17 protein-coding genes are annotated in these 17,591 nt (G+C 54.9%); 11 read left to right on the forward strand and 6 right to left on the reverse strand.

Going from position 1 to position 17,591, the window contains the following annotated elements; all coding sequences use genetic code 11:
- Positions 1-18 precede the first annotated feature (18 nt).
- From MK6180000_RS14940 to MK6180000_RS14965, 6 genes are all read left to right on the forward strand, one after another.
- On the forward strand, positions 19-1,974 hold the full coding sequence (locus tag MK6180000_RS14940; protein WP_138935450.1) for a 4Fe-4S binding protein: 1,956 nt from the start codon (positions 19-21) through the stop codon (positions 1,972-1,974).
- Positions 1,975-2,010: 36 nt separating this feature from the next.
- Entirely contained in the window at positions 2,011-2,199 is a 189-nt protein-coding gene (locus tag MK6180000_RS14945) for a DUF6494 family protein (protein WP_138935451.1), read from the forward strand.
- 7 nt (positions 2,200-2,206) lie between these two features.
- Complete coding sequence (locus MK6180000_RS14950; protein WP_138935452.1) at positions 2,207-3,274, forward strand: Mrp/NBP35 family ATP-binding protein; 1,068 nt, start codon at positions 2,207-2,209, stop codon at positions 3,272-3,274.
- A complete protein-coding gene (locus tag MK6180000_RS14955) occupies positions 3,271-3,975 on the forward strand; it encodes a biotin/lipoate--protein ligase family protein (protein ID WP_138935453.1) in 705 nt (234 codons plus the stop codon). Before MK6180000_RS14950 ends, MK6180000_RS14955 begins: the two co-directional genes overlap by 4 nt.
- Entirely contained in the window at positions 3,972-4,460 is a 489-nt protein-coding gene (locus MK6180000_RS14960) for a DUF6505 family protein (RefSeq protein WP_138935454.1), read from the forward strand. The genes MK6180000_RS14955 and MK6180000_RS14960 overlap by 4 nt, the downstream gene beginning before the upstream one ends.
- Positions 4,461-4,666: 206 nt before the next feature.
- Positions 4,667-5,593, forward strand: coding sequence for a DUF2189 domain-containing protein (locus MK6180000_RS14965; protein WP_246040538.1), 927 nt, complete (start codon positions 4,667-4,669; stop codon positions 5,591-5,593).
- A 395-nt stretch (positions 5,594-5,988) separates the two neighbouring features.
- Here the strand turns inward: MK6180000_RS14965 and arsJ are convergent, their stop codons facing one another.
- Genes arsJ through MK6180000_RS14980 form a run of 3 tightly spaced genes read right to left on the reverse strand, consistent with a single transcriptional unit; the run spans position 5,989 to position 9,098 of the window.
- Entirely contained in the window at positions 5,989-7,254 is a 1,266-nt protein-coding gene (gene arsJ / locus MK6180000_RS14970) for an organoarsenical effux MFS transporter ArsJ (protein ID WP_138935455.1), read from the reverse strand.
- The gene (locus MK6180000_RS14975; RefSeq protein WP_138935456.1) at positions 7,251-8,249 is read right to left on the reverse strand and encodes an ArsJ-associated glyceraldehyde-3-phosphate dehydrogenase; all 999 of its coding nucleotides are present in this window, start codon (positions 8,247-8,249) and stop codon (positions 7,251-7,253) included. The genes arsJ and MK6180000_RS14975 overlap by 4 nt, the downstream gene beginning before the upstream one ends.
- A gap of 6 nt (positions 8,250-8,255) precedes the next feature.
- A complete protein-coding gene (locus tag MK6180000_RS14980; protein WP_138935457.1) occupies positions 8,256-9,098 on the reverse strand; it encodes an arsenate reductase/protein-tyrosine-phosphatase family protein in 843 nt (280 codons plus the stop codon).
- Positions 9,099-9,181: 83 nt separating this feature from the next.
- Between MK6180000_RS14980 and MK6180000_RS14985 the strand changes: the two genes are divergently transcribed.
- On the forward strand, positions 9,182-9,451 hold the full coding sequence (locus MK6180000_RS14985) for a hypothetical protein (RefSeq protein WP_138935458.1): 270 nt from the start codon (positions 9,182-9,184) through the stop codon (positions 9,449-9,451).
- Here the strand turns inward: MK6180000_RS14985 and MK6180000_RS14990 are convergent.
- Entirely contained in the window at positions 9,441-9,884 is a 444-nt protein-coding gene (locus tag MK6180000_RS14990) for a pyridoxamine 5'-phosphate oxidase family protein (RefSeq protein WP_138935459.1), read from the reverse strand. The genes MK6180000_RS14985 and MK6180000_RS14990 overlap by 11 nt on opposite strands.
- A gap of 321 nt (positions 9,885-10,205) precedes the next feature.
- Here MK6180000_RS14990 and MK6180000_RS14995 point away from each other — a divergent pair, with 321 nt between their 5' ends.
- Positions 10,206-11,168, forward strand: coding sequence for a response regulator transcription factor (locus MK6180000_RS14995; RefSeq protein WP_138935460.1), 963 nt, complete (start codon positions 10,206-10,208; stop codon positions 11,166-11,168).
- Between the two features lie 63 nt (positions 11,169-11,231).
- Here the strand turns inward: MK6180000_RS14995 and MK6180000_RS15000 are convergent, their stop codons facing one another.
- Positions 11,232-13,055, reverse strand: a complete 1,824-nt coding sequence (locus MK6180000_RS15000; RefSeq protein WP_171054647.1) for a PAS domain-containing sensor histidine kinase — start codon at positions 13,053-13,055, stop codon at positions 11,232-11,234.
- A 342-nt stretch (positions 13,056-13,397) separates the two neighbouring features.
- Between MK6180000_RS15000 and MK6180000_RS15005 the strand changes: the two genes are divergently transcribed.
- The 3 genes from MK6180000_RS15005 (at position 13,398) to MK6180000_RS15015 (ending at position 16,818) form a co-directional block, all read left to right on the forward strand.
- Positions 13,398-14,642 carry a response regulator gene (locus tag MK6180000_RS15005; RefSeq protein ID WP_138935462.1) on the forward strand — a complete coding sequence of 415 codons (1,245 nt, stop codon included), beginning with the start codon at positions 13,398-13,400 and terminating at the stop codon, positions 14,640-14,642.
- Between the two features lie 296 nt (positions 14,643-14,938).
- Positions 14,939-15,418 (forward strand): putative pterin-binding protein, encoded by a 480-nt coding sequence (locus MK6180000_RS15010; RefSeq protein WP_138935463.1) that lies wholly within the window; start codon positions 14,939-14,941, stop codon positions 15,416-15,418.
- A complete protein-coding gene (locus MK6180000_RS15015) occupies positions 15,415-16,818 on the forward strand; it encodes a sensor histidine kinase (RefSeq protein ID WP_138935464.1) in 1,404 nt (467 codons plus the stop codon). The genes MK6180000_RS15010 and MK6180000_RS15015 overlap by 4 nt, the downstream gene beginning before the upstream one ends.
- 24 nt (positions 16,819-16,842) lie before the next feature.
- Here MK6180000_RS15015 and MK6180000_RS15020 read toward each other — a convergent pair whose 3' ends face one another.
- Positions 16,843-17,583, reverse strand: coding sequence for a sulfotransferase family 2 domain-containing protein (locus tag MK6180000_RS15020; RefSeq protein WP_138935465.1), 741 nt, complete (start codon positions 17,581-17,583; stop codon positions 16,843-16,845).
- Positions 17,584-17,591 lie beyond the last annotated feature (8 nt).

A 17,591-nucleotide genomic window follows, 5' to 3' on the forward strand; every position in this document is an offset into this window, starting at 1 on the left:
AGCGTACGAGGAGGCGAAATGAAAAAATCTCTGCTGATTTGTGATTGTCTCGGCACCCAGACCATTGATGCGGCTGCGCTAAAGGCGGCGACGGGGCTGGAATGTTCGCGGCTGCACACCGCCCTCTGCCAATCCCAGATCGCCCTCGCCGCCAAAGCGATGGAAGGCGGGGAGGTTTTAATCGCCTGCCAGCAAGAGGCTGGCCGCTTTGCCGATCTGGCCGAAGACATTGCCGCGCCCATGCCGGAGTTTGTCGATGTACGCGACCGCGCAGGCTGGACAGCTGACACCGCGGGCACCACACCAAAAATGGCCGCATTGCTGGCAGACGCCGCGCTACCACAGCCGCCGCTCAAGACAATTGACGTTGCGTCAGACGGGATCTGCCTGATCATCGGTGCGCCAGAGGTCGCGTTTGCCGCCGCCGAAAAGCTGGCCGATATATTGGCGGTGACGGTGATGGCGCCAACTGGCGCAGATATACCAGTAACTGGCCGCTATAATTGCTGCACCGGGCGGCTGCACAGTGTCTCTGGGACGCTTGGGGCGTTCCGCATTTCGATCGACGCATTCCAGCAGGTATTGCCGGGCGGACGCGGCGCGGCGCAACTGACAGAGCCACGCGATGGCGCGCAGTCCGAATGTGATCTGATCCTTGATTTGACCGGAGACACGCCCCTCTTTCCCGCTCCGGAAAAGCGCGACGGATACCTGCGCGCCGATCCCGGCAGCTTGCCTGCAGTGGCAGATGCCATTCTGGCCGCCAGCCAATTGGTCGGCACGTTTGAAAAACCGCTTTATATTCGGTTAGAGACTTCTCTTTGCGCCCATTCCCGCGCTGCACAGCCCGCCTGCTCTAACTGCCTGAATGTCTGCCCGACCGGCGCAATCCTGCCCGCGGGCGAGCATGTCAGCATCGACCCACTTATCTGCGCCGGATGTGGCGCATGCTCTGCGGTTTGTCCTTCGGGCGCGATCAGCTATGACGCGCCGCCAGTGGACCATATTTTCCGCCGCATTGGCACGCTTGCCTCGACCTATCGCAAGGCGGGCGGCCAGTCGGGCGCATTATTGGTCCACGATGTGCACGGGGGCGAGATGATCCGCCTTGCTGCGCGGTACGGCAACGGCCTGCCCGCTCACGTGATCCCGCTAGAGATCGACGCGCTTGCCATGTTTGGCCATGCTGAAATGCTGGCCGCGCTGGCCAGTGGGTTTGCCCGTGTCGATATCCTGCTCGCCCCCAACAGCGACCGGGACGTCCTGCAGGGTCAGGCAGAACTGGCCGCGGCGATGGGCGCGGGCGATGCCGTGGCCCTGCTGGATATTGCTGACCCTGACGCGCTATCGGACCATCTGTTTGACCGCGCTCCAGCGGCCGGCGCAGCGATCACGCCAATTCTGCCGCAAGGATCGCGCCGCCAAATCGCACGCCTCGCCGCAAAGGCCCTGTCGCCCGATGCGCAAATCATCCCGCTCCCCGCCAACGCGCCATACGGGGCGGTGATCGTCGACACCGACGCCTGCACGCTCTGCCTTGCCTGCGTGTCCCTGTGCCCGTCTGGCGCGCTAATGGATAATCCCGACATGCCGCAACTGCGCTTTCAGGAGGATGCGTGCCTGCAATGCGGCCTTTGCGCCAATGTCTGCCCCGAGGACGCGATCACCTTAAAGCCGCAGATTGACCTGACCGACGCGGCCCTGAGCCAAGTGGTCCTGAACGAAGAAGAACCGTTTGCCTGCGTCGAATGCGGTAGCCTGTTTGGCGTCAAATCCACGGTCGAGCGGATCATGGAAAAGCTGGCCGGCAATCACGCGATGTTCGCCAATCCTACCGCCTCGCGGATGATTCAGATGTGCGACAACTGCCGCGTTCAGGCGCATTTTCATTCCCAAAACAACCCGTTTGCGGGCAAGGAACGCCCGCGCGTACGGACGACCGAGGACTACTTGTCCAAGCGCAAGGATCACTAACGACGTCTGCCCACAAACCCCGAAAAGGAGACAATAATGAGCGATGATTTCAACATGTCGATGCGCAAATTCCTCAAGCAGGTCGGCGTAACCTCGCAACAGGCTATTGAGGAAGCGTTTCGCAAGGCAGGCGGCACCGAGGGCAAGCAGTTTGAGGCGCGGATGGTCCTGACCGTCGATGGTGTGGATTTGGAACATGTGGTGACTGGCACGATCAAGGGTTGAGGCAGCGATGACACTCGCCCGAGAGGATGTGCTGGCCGCGCTGAAAGCATTGACCGATCCGGTTAGCGGCGCGTCGCTGGTTGATGCCGGTTTGGTCAAGGCACTGACTGTCCAGGACGGCGCCGTGCGTTTTGTGCTGGAGGTCAGCGGCAACCATGCGGTGGCCTATGGCAAGGTGAAGGACGAGGTCGAGGCCAAACTCAAGGCCCTCCCCGGCGTCGAAAAGCTGTCCGTCGTGATGACAGCCCACAGCGCCCCTGCAGCCCCACCCGATCTAAAGGTGAGCCGCCCGGCAGAACCGTCTGGACCGCAGAAAATCCCCGGCGTGGACCGGATAATTGCGGTGGCGTCAGGCAAAGGCGGCGTAGGTAAGTCCACGGTCGCCGCAAACCTGGCCTGCGCGCTGGCGGCCGAGGGGCGCCGCGTTGGCCTGCTTGATGCCGATGTCTACGGCCCGTCGCAGCCTCGCATGCTGGGTGTGTCCGGCAGGCCGTCTTCGCCCGATGGCAAGACAATCCTACCAATGCGCAACTTCGGTGTGACGATGATGTCCATGGGCCTGATGACAAATGATGATCAGGCTGTCGTCTGGCGCGGACCCATGCTGATGGGTGCCTTGCAACAGATGCTAACACAGGTGCAGTGGGGCGCGTTGGACGTGCTAATCGTCGATCTGCCGCCCGGCACTGGCGACGTCCAAATGACGCTGGCACAAAAGGCGCAGCTGAACGGCGCGATCATCGTTTCGACACCGCAGGATGTAGCCTTGCTTGATGCCCGCAAAGGTATCGACATGTTCAATCAGTTGGGCACGCCGATCCTTGGAATGATCGAAAATATGTCCACGCATATCTGTTCGCAGTGTGGGCATGAGGAACACACCTTCGGCCATGGCGGCGTCGCGGATGAGGCGGCCAAGCTGGGCGTGCCACTGCTGGCGGAAATACCGCTGCATCTGGATATCCGGCTAGCGGCAGACGGCGGTGCGCCAATCGTAGTGTCCAAGCCCGACTCTGCGCAAGCGGCGGGATTTCGCGCTGTGGCGCAGCAGCTGATTGCACTTGGCCACGCATGACCCCGCCGGTGTTCCCTCCGCTGTTCTTTGGGCTTAATGCGGATGGCGCAGATCCGTTCGTTCTGGCCTGCGCCAAGGCAGCAGGGGTGTGCGACGCAGGTTTGGTTGTCTATGATCTGGGCGCTGACCGACTGCGCGCTGCCATGGTGTTTGCGCCCGATGTGCCACTGCGGGATGCCGCCTGCATGCTCCCCCTCTGCGGGGTTGGCTTCCAAAACGCGCTCGGCGCGCTTGCGCCGCCGGAGGTGGCTGTGCATCTGGGCTGGAGCGGGGAAATCTATATCAACGGCGGACGATGCGGCGCCATGCAACTAGCTGCCGCCGCCACAGACGCCGACACTATTCCCGGCTGGCTGGTTGTCGGCCTCTCGCTGGACCTTTGGCCACCCTCGCACGACACTGGCCTGACGCCCAATGAGACAGCCCTTTATGCTGAGGGATGCCGAGAAGTAGAGCCGATCACACTGATTGAGGCTTGGGTCCGCCACACTCTGGTCGAAATCAACGCCTGGATTGATGACGGGGCGGCACGGCTGCACCGCAACTGGCTGGCTGTGGCGCGGGGACTGAATAGCGACATGACGATTGGCGGATATGACGGGACTTTCATCGGAATTGATGAGACCCTTGGCCTGCTGATGAAAACCAACGATGGTGTGCGCCTGATCCCCCTCACCGCACTTCTGACGGAGCTTGCATGAAACTTGCGCGCGCAATTCATTTCGACGAAAGCGACACCCGGGTTTTCCACAACCCTGCCAGAACCGGCGAATGGTGCATCTCGGGCGGATTTGAGTTTTCCAACTGGTCCGAGGCCGATCTGACCGGCAAGGCCCGGCAGGCGTTTGCCAACGGCTGGATGGGTTGCGAAACCTTTGGCCGCGTCAGCTTTGTCGCCGTAACCCAGATCGAGCCCACTGAACGGGACACATTAGCAGACATCCTGGCGCAGCATTTCGTCGATATTTACGGAGCGCCCTCACTGACCCTGGCGCGCAACGTCGCACTAGAAGAACTGTCGCAGATGGCGGATCTGTGCAACGATCATGATCCCAACACCCTGATGACCGTCGCGCGCGATCTGACCGAAGCTGGCGTTAGAGAAACCTATCGCATGATCGAAGCGCAGGCCGCTGAGCTTGACCAGTTCGCGATCCACGGGTCACTGGATGATCCGCAGCATTAGCTCTTTTGCTTCGGGCGGGCATTGGCCAAAAGCGCCCCCAAAAACGAAGCCCGCCCAAACCGCACATTGCGACGTAAGTTAACTATCGTTCCGCAGCGAAGTGCCAGCGTCGGCGACTTAGCACTGAGGGAAAAGTATAGTCCCCAAACACCTCACCGCATTTTGATGAGCGGATCGGCGGCCGCGTGATAGGATACTGCTAAACGGTGCTTGATCGTCGCGTGGTTTGGCAGGTCGGCACTTACTCATCTGTGCTCGGAGGTTTTCCAATGGTAAAACCGGTCAAGACAATCGGAAATCCTGGGTCTTGGCTGATGCAAGCATTTGGCGATGCTTCACATTATGCCAAGGACGCGGCCCATGAAATCCATGGTGATGTGATCTCGCATCCCAAAGTGAAACGGATTGGCATCGAGGATATCAGGATCGCGCTCCGAAAAGGTGCGAACGATTTTTTGGCGCTTCGCACTGATGTGCTATTTATCGCTATCCTCTATCCGATCATAGGGCTGTCCCTTTCGGCAATTTTCTTCCATCGCGAGCTTTTGCATCTCTTTTTCCCGCTTATTTCAGGTTTTGCGCTGCTCGGGCCCATCGCGGCTGTCGGCCTTTACGAAATGAGCCGGCGCCGGGAAAACGGCGAGACGGCAGATTTTCGCGCGGCGCTCGGTGTCATGGGGTCGCCCGCTATCGGCGCGGTTCTGATAATCGGCTTGGGTCTGGTCTTGATGTTTATCGTCTGGATGCTCACGGCTTATCTTATTTTCACACTGACGCTGGGGCCCGAACCTCCAATCTCGCTAACGTCATTCTTGTGGGATGTTTTCACGACGGGCGCTGGTTGGGCGATGCTGGTCATTGGTTGCGCGGTGGGATCTGTGTTCGCTGCCGTGACCCTTGCCATGACTGTGGTTTCTATACCGCTGCTACTACACCGGCATGTGGGCGTGCGTGTCGCAATAGAGACTTCATTGGAGCTAACGAGAAAGAACCCGGTAACGGTGGCGATTTGGGGGTTGATCATCGCCGCATGCCTGATTGTCGCTATGATCCCGCTTTTTCTCGGATTGATATTAGCGTTTCCGATCCTTGGGCATGCGACGTGGCACCTCTACCGCAGAGCGGTAGAATGACGGACCGAATCCTGATCGAGCCAATCATCTCAATTTTCGCGTTCCCGCGCTAAGTTTTCCACTGTGCAGGTTAGGGCACCGCAAGTCACCAATTAGGATACGCCAGCGGTGAAATTTGAAGCCTGTGTTGGGTCTATCAGATGAAACCACAGCCGCAGTTTGCGATCCCGCTCTAGGTCGCATTCTTGCTTCATTGCACATTCTTGCTTCATTGCAGAAGGCAGCTTGGTGCCAGTCCAACCGTTATTCTGCTATGCGGCGAATGGTGGCGATTTTTGGGATGGTCAGAGAATTTCAATAACTGTTGGGGTTCGGAAGGGGCCTTGGGCTTGTGTGAAGGGAACGTGTTTACCGTACCTTCGAGAAAGGGAGCGTCTCCGTTACTGCAAGCTGCCTTATGGCATCACGTCAGATGCTTCCCTTGCTCTAAGCTGCGATGTTGCTAGCGAGCTCAACCCGATCATCACTACAGCGGTCCCGAGGCAAAATGGGAGCCCGCCAAGTTGGTATGTGAAACCGGACAAGACCGTGCCAATCAATCGGCCAGCTGCGTTCGCCATATAGTAGAAGCCAACATCCATCGTGACCCGCTTTGCGTCCGTTAAGCTGAGGATCAGAAACGAATGCAGGGCAGAATTCACGGCAAAGATGCCACCAAAGACCAAGAGGCCCAGCACAATTGTTGATGTAAGCAAATTGGAGGGTGCTGGGGCCAGCCAGACCAAACCGGCAAGAAAAGCGGGCACAACGATCAATAGGCCAACCCATCTATTTGCCAATCGTAGGATCTCGGCATCTGTCCTCGATCCTGCTTTCAGAATGCGCGGCGCCAAACTCTGGACGACGCCATAAAGGATCGTCCAGACTGCCATGAACGTGCCGATCATGAAGAACGCCGCGCGATTACCCTCATTGCTGCCATCCGACAGCACGGCGTAGAAATAGATCGGGATGCCGACCACGAACCAAACATCCCGAGCCCCGAACAAGAACAGTCGTGCGACACTCAGCCAGTTGATATTGCGGTTCTTGGAAAACACTTCTGAGAACTTTGCGTCCTTGCGCCCGACCGGCAGGCCTGATGGCATGCCGATCACAACGCAGGTAAGGATGACAAACAGGATCGCCGCCATCGTCAGCACGGATGGGACAAAGCCAAAAACAGCCAGCAGTGCCGCACCCAATAAAAAGCCGCTGCCTTTCACGGCATTCTTTGATCCGGTCAGCAGGGCCACCCAGCGGAACAGCCCCCCGCCATCTGTTGGAGCTAGGATTTTGACTGCACTTTTGGAACTCATCTTGGCTAAGTCTTTTGCTACACCAGACAGTCCCTGCACCAGCATAACAAACACTACAGAGGCTGTAATGCTCCACGCTGGTTCAAGCTGTGTAAGCGCCAGAAGCGCCACGATCTGTAACGACAGCCCGGCATAGAGCGTAGAGGTGAGGCCGAACCGTGCCGCGATCCATCCTGCGGACAGGTTGGTCACCACACCTGCGATCTCATAGAGGACAAACAGATAGGCCAGTTGCACCGGCGAAAAGCCAAGCGTGTGGAAGTGCAGCAAAACCAGCATCCTGAGAGCGCCATCAGTCAACATGAACGCCCAATAGGCCGCTGTCACGGTAATGTAGGCGGCAAATCCTACTGGGCGTGTCACAGCTTGTCGCCGACCATCAAGGCTACATCGATAAGACGATATGCATAGCCATATTCGTTGTCATACCAAGCATAGACTTTGAGTTGGGTCCCGTTCACGACCATCGTTGATGGCGCGTCGATGATGCTGCTGCGCTGATCATTTGTATAGTCCGAAGAGACAAGAGGCCGCTCCTCATACCCAAGGATGCCTTTCAGGGGACCATCGGCGGCGGCTTTGAACAGTCCGTTCACCTCTTCCACAGTTGTTTCACGCGCCATTTCAAACACACAATCGGTGATGGATGCGTTCAAAAGCGGGACGCGCACTGCATGGCCATTTAGCTTGCCCGTCAATTCGGGATAGATCAGCGTGATGGCCGTGGCAGAGCCAGTGGTGGTTGGGATCAGATTGGTTAGCGCCGACCGCGCACGGCGCAGATCTTTGGCGGGACGATCTACAATCGTCTGGGTGTTGGTCACATCGTGGATAGTCGTGATCGAGCCGTGCTTGATGCCGATCCCTTCCAGCAGAACCTTCACCACCGGCGCAAGGCAATTTGTAGTGCAGCTTGCGGCCGTCACAACTTGGTGGACGTCCGCGTCGTAAATATCATCATTGACGCCATAGACGATATTGGCAGTTGGCCCGTCCTTGACTGGCGCTGAGACGATCACCTTTTTTACGCCCGCCGCAAAATACGGGGCCAGCTTGGCCTCTGTTTTAAATGCCCCGGTGCAATCGATCACAACATCCACGCCGTCCAGCGGCAGGTCTTCCAGATTGGGGGTGGTGGTGACCGGAATACGTGTGCCGTCAATGTTAATCGACCCTTCGCCTACCTCAAACGCGGCAGGCCAACGGCCATGGATGGAATCGAACTCCAGAAGGTGCGCGTGCATCGCAGGATCACCCACTGCATCATTGATAAAAGCAATCTTTGCACCGCGCTCCAAGAGAGGGCGAAGAGCAAGTTTGCCGATGCGGCCAAGGCCGTTGAGTGCATAAGTGGTCATGAATGATCATTCCTGTTTGGCTGTTTTCTTGCCGATTTCATCAACACATTTTTGCAGCGATCCACGGTTCAAACCCTCGAACGACAAAGCGGTAAATGCGAGAATCCGGTTATGCAGCGCCCCGTAGGTCTGGTGGAATGCGAGACGTTTTTCCGCATCTGTCCCTTTGGCCTTCACCGGGTCCGGCATACCCCAGTGGCCTGAGACGGGTTGACCCGGCCAAGTGGGGCATTCTTCATTCGCAGCACGGTCACAAACGGTAAATACAAAATCCATTTGCGGCGAGTCGGCACCCTGAAATTCCTCGATGTTTTTAGACCGCAAAAGCGACACGTCATGTCCCTTCGACTTGAGCATCTCGACAGCAAAAGGGTTAAGCCCTGAGAGATGCGCCGTACCCGCAGAATAGGCGGTGAATTTGTCACCCACCATGTCGCGCAGAATGGTCTCGGCAAAGATTGATCGCGCCGAGTTACCAGTGCAAACAAAAAGGACGTTGAACTTCTTGTCAGTCTTTGGAGAGATACTCGTGAGAAGATCAGAGAATTGGGGCGGACATAGGTCTGCCCGTCCACGGCAGCAATCGAAAAACAGTCCCGCAACAACCTCGCGGGCGGTGTCCAGATTTACGGCATAAAGCAGGCGCGTCCCGTCTCGACGTTGTGCGATCAAATCTGCTTGGGTCAGTGCTGACAGATAAACCGACGCTGTGCTTGCTTTAAGCTCCAAGGCTTCGGCTATCTCTCCTGCAGGCAGTTCATCTGGGCAGCGCCGCATAAGCAAACGGAACACGGCCATCCGCTGAGGGTGACTGAGAGTTGCGAGGCGGTCTGTAAGCAATGATTCCATATTTCATGGATAATGGAAATAATGCAAATTGGTCAAGTTGAATTTTACGCATAGCGTCCGATGCCAAGAAACGACTTCTCCCCATGTCAGTAATCCGTCAGCAGCGTAGCCCATCACTGAAAGCAACCGTTGGCACAGATGAAGACCACTATGCCGACATCGTTTCCAAATTCGGGCGCGCGTTGCCCGATATTATGGTGCCGTTGGCGCACTGCGCTCTACAACAAGATGTTGGCCATCGGAACGCGGGCGCTTATCACCGGTTCCGGCTCCAGCTCGTCGAAGGTCTAGGTGCTCACTCGATGCGGATGGAAGCGACCTTTGAGACCGACGACCGTAGCTTTACGGCCTGACCTCGCCCTCCTCCATCCCGTCCCAATAATGGATGCGGTCGGCATCGACGCGGATCATGATCATGCCCGGCGTGTCTATCCCATCCTTGAACCAATACTCAAGCTCCGGCACCCAGTGCTCTTCAAACGTTGCGCGGTCGTCGATCAGGCTTGCACGGCCTTGGACGTGGATCATCGCACCCGGCTTGCCGACAAGTCCCAGCACCCCTCCCGAACCCTGAAAGGACAGTCCGACACGGTGGTCGTCCCTAAGGTCGCGGATCTTACGGCTGTCCTCGTAGCTGTAGAACCAGCTCTGCCCGCGATACTCCACATCGCCATTTGAACTCATGGGTCGGGCGGCAATGCGGCCGTCGTCGCTATGGGTTTCCATCATGCAAAAGTCGATCTTCGCCATCAACTCAGCGACGTCCTTCACGGTCTTTTCGGCCATATCTCTTCTCCTCGCGGCGCGGGCTGCGCCCTGTGCGAGCTGAACGCGCGACCGCGCCTCAAGGTTGCTGGATGGTTCGATGTTTTGTTCGACGGGCGCCGACACCGATGACGATGCGTACTGCGCCCACCGGATCGCAAGTCGTCCGGCAATGCCTGCTTGGATATTCCATATCATCCAACCTGTGATGGACCGCCGGAAACCCATCTCAAATTTTCAAGGAACCATTGCGTGTACGGGTAAGTTTCAATAGCTAGTGTGTTTCTAAGGTGGTCTTGTTAGACGTCTCACAACTCCGAGGTGTATGTGAAGATTTTATACGTGGACGACGAACCGGTCAGTCTCGAACTTCTTACAATGATGGCTGCCAAGGCAGGTTTTTTGGATGTGTCGACAGCGCTCTCAGGTGAGATTGCATTGAACATGCTGAACAATGGTGATGTCACCTACGATTGTCTGCTGCTTGATATCAATATGCCCGACATGGATGGGATCGAGCTTTGTAAGCTGGTTCGCGCCATGCCCTCTTATCACAAGACACCGATCATTATGCTGACAGCGGTGGCCGAGAGGGACTATATCGACCACGCCTTCACGGCGGGCGCCACTGATTATGCTAACAAACCTTTCAACATCGTAGAGTTAAGTGCACGCCTCCGCATGGCGGAAGAGGTGGTCATCGCGCGGCGCGAGGTGGCAGCAGTCATATCGACAGTGGATGCACATCGCCCGACAATCGCAAGGCAGCACACCTTTGATCTGCCTGACGCGATCCACATTGATGGCATCAAGAATTTTATCGAATATTCCGCCTTGGGAAATTATCTGACGCAGCTTTCACATGCAGGACTGGTCGGCTCGCAAGTGCTGGCATTCAAGATCGACCGGATTGGGGCGATCTATGCTCGAGCCTCGACAGATGAATTTTTCTACGCTCTCACCGAGGTCGCGGATGCCATTGGCGATGCGCTAAGAGCGAGTGGCTACATGATGGCCTATGCTGGAAACGGGGCATTCGTCGTTGTCTCAAACAAGGCCGATCTTGAACCGTCCGGCGGCTTGGAAAGCAAAATCCAGAACGCGATTGACGAGAAGAATACCGAATACGACAACGGCGACCCGCTGGACATTGAAATCTCCATCGGGAATCCACTGCGGCCTAACATGAGTAAGACACAGCGCATTCGCAAGACCTTCGACCGCGCCATTGCCCGCGCCGAGAACCGTGTCTTGAAAAAACGAAATGAGCCGAGACGGCCTAACATTCGCCTGATTGGCGGGTAGAGCAGCTAAGTCCGGACTCATCGCTCGATCTTTTGTTTCCGAAAATCAAAGGGCAGTTGCTGGTCAGTGCGGATCCTCGATCGGGACCGTAAACCAAAAAATTGTCTTGCCGCCCTCATGGCTATCGAAACCGATGGTGCCACCGGTCTGCTCCACGATCTGTTTCGTGATATTAAGCCCAACGCCGGTCCCTCCCCTTGCACGTGTGGCCGCAGACGAGGCCTGCGAGAAGGGCTTGAATATATCATCGCGGAACGAGTCTGGTATGCCATCGCCGTCATTGGCAACCGATATCCGGACTGTTCTCGATTGCTCTTCGACCGTCACGTCGATCATGCTGCCCCTGTCAGCGAACTTGGCCGCGTTGGAGAGAAGGTTCGTAATAACTTGCTGAAACCGCTTAGGGTCAACAAATCCCGTCAAAGATCGATCCGGGCAAATGATATTAAATCGAACCCCAAATCTATCTGCCGAGGCAAGATTGGCCATCGTAGCTTCTTCGACCAATCCAATGATGCACTGGCGCGACGGCGAGAAGCGCATTTGCCGGGCAGAGAATTTCTCAAAATCCAGAATGTCATCGACGAGCGCGTGCAGGCGCTTACCATTCTCCTGTGCGATGAATAGCAGTCTTTGCGCACCGTCCGATAAGGGCTCACTATCCATCGTCGACAGGAGTGTTAGCGAACCCAGCACGGACGTCAGCGGCGTTCGCAGCTCATGGCTGACAGTCGCCACGAACTCGCTTCTCAGTTCGTTTAATCGACGTTGTTCGGTCACATCGACGATCTGTGATATGAAATGGTCAGGCATCCCGTCCGCGTCTTTGACTATTCCAACGCTGAGCAGTCCCCACATAACGGCGCCGTTGGACCTGATATAACGCTTCTCGGTCTGGTAGGATCGAGCATTGCCTTCCTTGAGATGATCGAGCTTGATCAGACCGCTGTCCAGATCATCGGGGTGGGTCAGCGACTGAAAGTTTGTTTTCAGCAGTTCCTCTTCCGAATATCCGAGAAGATCGCAAAGAGCCCGATTTGCACCAAGCCATTGGCCGTCGAGACCGACAATCGCCTTGCCGACGGTCGCATTATCGAAGGCCGATCTGAACTGTTCGACGCTTCTGCGCAGATCGTTTTCAGCTGTCTTTCGTTCTGTGATGTCCGTCATCGCACCAATGACACGGATCACCTTGCCATCTTGGTCCCGTCTGGCGACAGCAACATCTGTCTGCATCCAGCGCCACCGCGATCCATTTTTTGATCGAAGGCGATATTCGCAACTGGCACGCTCACTAATATCTTCCAGGCAGATACGGATAGGCTCCAACGCCGCTGCGAGATCATCTGGATGCACACGTTCGCGCCACTCCACTTGGACGTCGACCTCGTCGGTCGGATCCAACTCAAGCAATTCCCGCCAGATGTCTGAAACGATCACCGTCTCTGTCAGGGGGGTGTACTCAAAGACCCCAATCCGCGCGCCTTTGATCGCATTGTTGGCACGCGTCAGTTCGTTTCTGGCTAGGCAAGCTGCGTCCCTCTCGTCGGTAATGTCTCGCAGGACCAGCGCATGTTGAAGTCCTTGTATCGCGTCGTTCGAGGCTGTCATGTGCACCGCAAGCGGGATCGGACTGCCGCACTTCCTTGTTCCGAGCATGTCCTTGATGTTCGCGTTGCTCGCAGGCGCTTTGATATGGGCGTTGAGTTCCGCCACGGAGGCAACTGGCAAAACCAAGGAGGAAGCCCGACCTATCAGATCGTCGCCACCATACCCAAACAGGCGATGCGTCGCATCATTGCAGTACTGAATTGTGCCGTCTGGCCCAATAATCATCAGCGGGACCTGCATATGTCTAAACGCATGTATGATCGACGCGTCGTCCATCTTGATAGATCCTTGTTTCCGCAAAGCATTCCGTCGCCGGTTTGAAAACACTCTAGCGACCTCGCGCCCAGACCCAAGCGCATTGTCAAAACGATGACCTTGAATGGCTTTTGCAAACAATCTGTGGTGCCGAAACCCCATTGCTGCTCAAAAAGTCTACTGCGCCCCCGCGTAAGCCACAATTTCGCCATGAGGTTGAAGCACACATTTCTCTAGGTTGTTGTTTCCGCAATCCTGAAAAGGGGAAATTAGCAACAAAGACGAGGCGTTGATGAGATTCGCAATTGCATCACTCCCCTCTAGGTTGTTTGTTGAGTTGGCCGCATCGTTGGAGATACACGCATGGTAGTTGGATACATTCTGGTCGGCAGCGTTGCGGGTTTGATTGCATCCTTTGTTGCCCTTCTTTTCGGGGCCTCGTTCTGGCTTGCGTTCGGTCTCTACGTTTTGATTGGCTCTGCCACTCTGGTTCTGCTTCCACTAACGATAATGCTGGTCGGACACCTCGCCAATCGCGGCAAGGACCGAGCCGCGACTGGTCCTAGAGATCAGCAAGGCGATGCGCCATTGGTCAACCCTTCGTCAGACCAGACGATTGGCGAAAATCAAGCTCCAATGAGAATTCTCGCGGTTGATGACGAGCCGTTCATTCTAGAACTCATACCGATGATCTCAGCGAAGGCGGGATTTTCTGCGGTAACACCCGCTGCATCCGGCGAAGAAGCTTTGAGGCTGCTTGCCAAAGGCGATGCGATTTTCGACTGTCTGTTGATCGATATCAGCATGCCTGGCATGGACGGTATCGAGCTTTGTCGACGGGTTCGGCAGATGCCCCAGTACCGCCATACGCCGATTGTCATGCTTACCGCGATGCGGGACATGCAGAACATGGGCGACGCCTACAGGGCCGGAGCGACCGATTACGCAACCAAACCTTTCGATATCGAAGAACTGGGAACGCGTCTGCAACTGGCGCAGGAGGCGATCCACACTCGGACCGCGATCAATACTACAAGGCATGCAAATTCGAACGCCAGTCGTCGGGATCAGATACCCAAAACCAACTTTGAGCTGCCTCAAAGATTGCAGGTCCAAGGCATGGGAAGCCTTGTCGATCTCACTGCCCTGTCGAATTATTTGACCCAGTTGCCTCGTAAAGACGTCGTCGATGTCCAGATGTTCGGTATTAGTATCGATGAGATCGAGGCGGTCCACGCCCGATATTCAACTGAGCAGCTTGTGACATTACTTGAAGATCTTGCGTCGGCTGCCAACGAATGTTTCGGTGCTGATAGAACTGTCATGGCCTACACCAAAGACGCGATACTTCTGATCGCGACTGACTCTGCCAACCTGCCGACTGTGAGCAGTATCGAGTTCAACATCGAAGGGCGACTTAAGAGCACCATCTCCAGCTATGATATAGGAGAAGTCTCAGCAATAGGCGTCTCGGTTGGCGGACCAGCACGGGCGCAAGGCGAAAAGGCAGACCGTGCCGAGATAACCACAGGCTACGTGATCGCCCTTACTGAAAACAGAGCTTTGGACAAACAAGGTCGACGAGTTGCCGGACTGTTTAGTCGCTAGCCGTCAGGGCAGCGCATTGAAAACGCGCCACAATCAGCATCACTCCCAGCACATGTCGGCGAGTACATCACGGCTCACAGCTTGCCTCGGTGCGACGCTCGAAGCGCTGCGGTTTAGCTTGGCCCGTGCCACCAGTAATCGCTGATTCATTCTACCCTTTGAGAATGGCACGCAACCGTCCGGCCTATGGGCTGAGCCGCCCAACTTTAGCTGGACTTTCAACCTATAGTAGAACTCTTCATGCCTTTAATGTAGTGTAGCTTGATATCTAACACCTCGCCCGGAAAGGTTAAAATATGAGAGAAAAGTTGCTTCATTTAGCTCGTAATACATTGGCAATGCTCTTCCTTGCACTGCCTACTGTGAGTTATGCTGAGGGTCTGCTTACGGTAACTACCGATGGCGCGTCTGAGTCGCTGAGCCTGGATGATTTGCTCGCCATGCCGCAATCCACGGTCATAACTAAAAATGACTATGTAGATGATACCACGGAGTTTTCTGGCCCAGCACTAAAAGACTTGCTGGTAAGGTACGACATAGGCCCAGACGAGACACTGACCCTGCGCGCGATAAATGACTTCTCTGTCAGCGTACCGGCTGCCGACGCCTACCAGTACAATGTAATCTTGGCCCTTTTCAGTAACGGGGAAAAATTGACAACACGGGACAAAGGCCCAATCTGGGTCATCTATCCCATGAGCGATCACGAAGAGCTGCGCGATGATAGCTACAACAGCCGAATAATTTGGCAACTGACAAGCATCACTGCCGAATGATCAAAGCTGGCAGCGCACTTCGAATTGCCCTTGCGCTTTTGTGTTTGGCTGCGGTCCTTTTGGGAGGCACCGTCATTTGGAAACTCAGCGACCGTGTATACCAAATCAGAACCGCTGAACAAAGTGACCCGTTATGGATCGCGTCAAAGCTACAATTCGAGCTTCTAAATTTTAACGCTGAACTAGCAGAATATGCCATCGGCGCACGATCGGCTGAGGAAGTGTCGACTCGGTTTGATATTCTATGGAGCAGACTCAACATCATGCAAGAAGGCAAGATGGCCGAGTTAATAAGTGAAGCTAATGTTGACCGGACTGCACTCGTTGAATTCGAGCGGGTGCTCGAGAAAGTTGATCCTCTGGTTCAATCGCTTCCTGAATCGGATATCTTAGGGCTCGACCGCCAAGTGGCGGCGAGGGAAATACTTGTAGAAATCGATCCATACAATCTAAAATTCAAACAGCTGTCCTTATCAATGGCACAGGAGCGATCCCGCATTCTATCGGAGTTTCGGAACGGCCTCCTATCGCTGTCGAATGCCGTTGCCTACTTGGGTATTGCTATTGTGGCACTCGCAAGCATCGTTGTTATCATACTCATAGCTGACCTTCGTTTGAGCAGACAAAAGTCGCGACAACTTCAAAACCTCGTTCTTGAGGTTGAGGCATCATCAAAAATGAAAGACAACTTTATGATTGTTGTCAGCCATGAGTTACGCACGCCTCTCACGTCGATCATTGGTGGGATCAGCCTTTTCAAGGCAAAGTTTGGAACGGGACTAGATGAGGGGGCGACTAAATTGATTGATATCGCTCACCGCAATTCAGAACGACTACTAAGCCTGGTAAATGATATTCTGGATGCGCAATCTTTGAGCGAAGGAAAGATCAACCTCAAGAAGGAGTGTATGAACTTAAATTCAGTAATTATAGCGACAGCCGAAGAGTGTGAAGTCTATGCTAGTGAACTTGGTGTCAAGTTCTCGGTCGCGCAACCCGGTGCAGAAGTGATCGTGAGTGCTGATGAGGCCCGTATTTCACAGGTTATAAGTAACCTACTCTCGAATGCGGCTAAATTCAGCCATGCTGGAGGGATCGTTGACATCAGCGCACGGCAGACTGGCTCTTGGATACGGGTCGAGGTCACCGACTACGGAAAAGGGATGTTGCAAGCAGATCAAGCAAACCTATTCTCTCGTTTTCATCAGATTAACCCAGGAACAACGACCGCTCGAAAGAGCAGTGGTCTGGGTTTAAGCATTACAAAAAATTTAGTTGAAATGCATGGTGGAAAAGTTGGCGTTAACTCAGTCAAAGGTGAAGGTTCGACATTTTGGTTTAGCTTGCCCGTTACCGATATCGCAATATCAGACAACGCCCGACTTCAAGACCGACCCTGACTTTCGATCTACTTTCACTCTCGACTATGCCGTGCGCTTAAATCTTTTTGGAATGCCTTCACTTGCCGATATGTAAGAGTTATCAATCTCCTGATAATCACCAGGGATATTTTTCAGAGCATTAATTAATGCGTAGTCATCTTCATACAGGTTTTTGATTTTGGTATCTGTTTCTCTAGATACCTCAATATCAAACTTTCTACTTTCGTTCCGATCTAATGGGGTGAAGATCTCTTTAGTATCGGTAACTTCGTCAATCCACCTGTATACTTTCTGCAGTCCTCGCTCGAACAAAAAGACCTTCATGTTGGGTCCGATGAAATCGATTTGAGGTCTTATATGGTTGTCGCAGACGCGCGAATCCCTTTGATACTTCATAAAAACATGATCGACCCACTCGTCGAAGGTACCTTGAAATTCTTCATTCCAATCCAGCTCTACCTTCATTCCCTCGGACAAGCTCAGGCGCCCCGAAATTGGGTTTTGGCTGCTATGCCTTGTGACTCGATAACGATATTCGCTTAATAGTCTGGCTAGCGGATCGCGCATTATTGCGAATGACTCATCAGCGAAACCTTCGGGTATAAGCGCTCTGCTGACGTCGAACTCCAGATGCTGTGGCGTTGACTGAGCCCAGGCTAGCTGCTCTCGTGAGTAAAGCGCGATGTCCCCCTTTTTCCTCATATAATCAGTAACACCAGCCCCGCCAGTCTTCGGAATATGAACTAAGTGTAGGAGGTAATTATTTATTCTGGCGAGTGGCAAGGATTCAG

It is taken from the genome of Roseovarius arcticus (assembly GCF_006125015.1).
Taxonomy (GTDB): Bacteria; Pseudomonadota; Alphaproteobacteria; order Rhodobacterales; family Rhodobacteraceae; genus Roseovarius; species Roseovarius arcticus.

What these genes read in the sequence shown, in the direction of transcription:
- MK6180000_RS14940 (WP_138935450.1), top strand. Translation starts at nt 19, where the DNA reads ATGAAAAAATCTCTGCTGATTTGTGATTGTCTCGGCACCCAGACCATT.
- MK6180000_RS14945 (WP_138935451.1), top strand. Translation starts at nt 2,011, where the DNA reads ATGAGCGATGATTTCAACATGTCGATGCGCAAATTCCTCAAGCAGGTC.
- MK6180000_RS14950 (WP_138935452.1), top strand. Translation starts at nt 2,207, where the DNA reads ATGACACTCGCCCGAGAGGATGTGCTGGCCGCGCTGAAAGCATTGACC.
- MK6180000_RS14955 (WP_138935453.1), top strand. Translation starts at nt 3,271, where the DNA reads ATGACCCCGCCGGTGTTCCCTCCGCTGTTCTTTGGGCTTAATGCGGAT.
- MK6180000_RS14960 (WP_138935454.1), top strand. Translation starts at nt 3,972, where the DNA reads ATGAAACTTGCGCGCGCAATTCATTTCGACGAAAGCGACACCCGGGTT.
- MK6180000_RS14975 (WP_138935456.1), bottom strand. Translation starts at nt 8,249, where the DNA reads ATGACCACTTATGCACTCAACGGCCTTGGCCGCATCGGCAAACTTGCT.
- MK6180000_RS14980 (WP_138935457.1), bottom strand. Translation starts at nt 9,098, where the DNA reads ATGGAATCATTGCTTACAGACCGCCTCGCAACTCTCAGTCACCCTCAG.
- MK6180000_RS14985 (WP_138935458.1), top strand. Translation starts at nt 9,182, where the DNA reads ATGTCAGTAATCCGTCAGCAGCGTAGCCCATCACTGAAAGCAACCGTT.
- MK6180000_RS14990 (WP_138935459.1), bottom strand. Translation starts at nt 9,884, where the DNA reads ATGGCCGAAAAGACCGTGAAGGACGTCGCTGAGTTGATGGCGAAGATC.
- MK6180000_RS15000 (WP_171054647.1), bottom strand. Translation starts at nt 13,055, where the DNA reads ATGGACGACGCGTCGATCATACATGCGTTTAGACATATGCAGGTCCCG.
- MK6180000_RS15005 (WP_138935462.1), top strand. Translation starts at nt 13,398, where the DNA reads ATGGTAGTTGGATACATTCTGGTCGGCAGCGTTGCGGGTTTGATTGCA.
- MK6180000_RS15010 (WP_138935463.1), top strand. Translation starts at nt 14,939, where the DNA reads ATGAGAGAAAAGTTGCTTCATTTAGCTCGTAATACATTGGCAATGCTC.
- MK6180000_RS15015 (WP_138935464.1), top strand. Translation starts at nt 15,415, where the DNA reads ATGATCAAAGCTGGCAGCGCACTTCGAATTGCCCTTGCGCTTTTGTGT.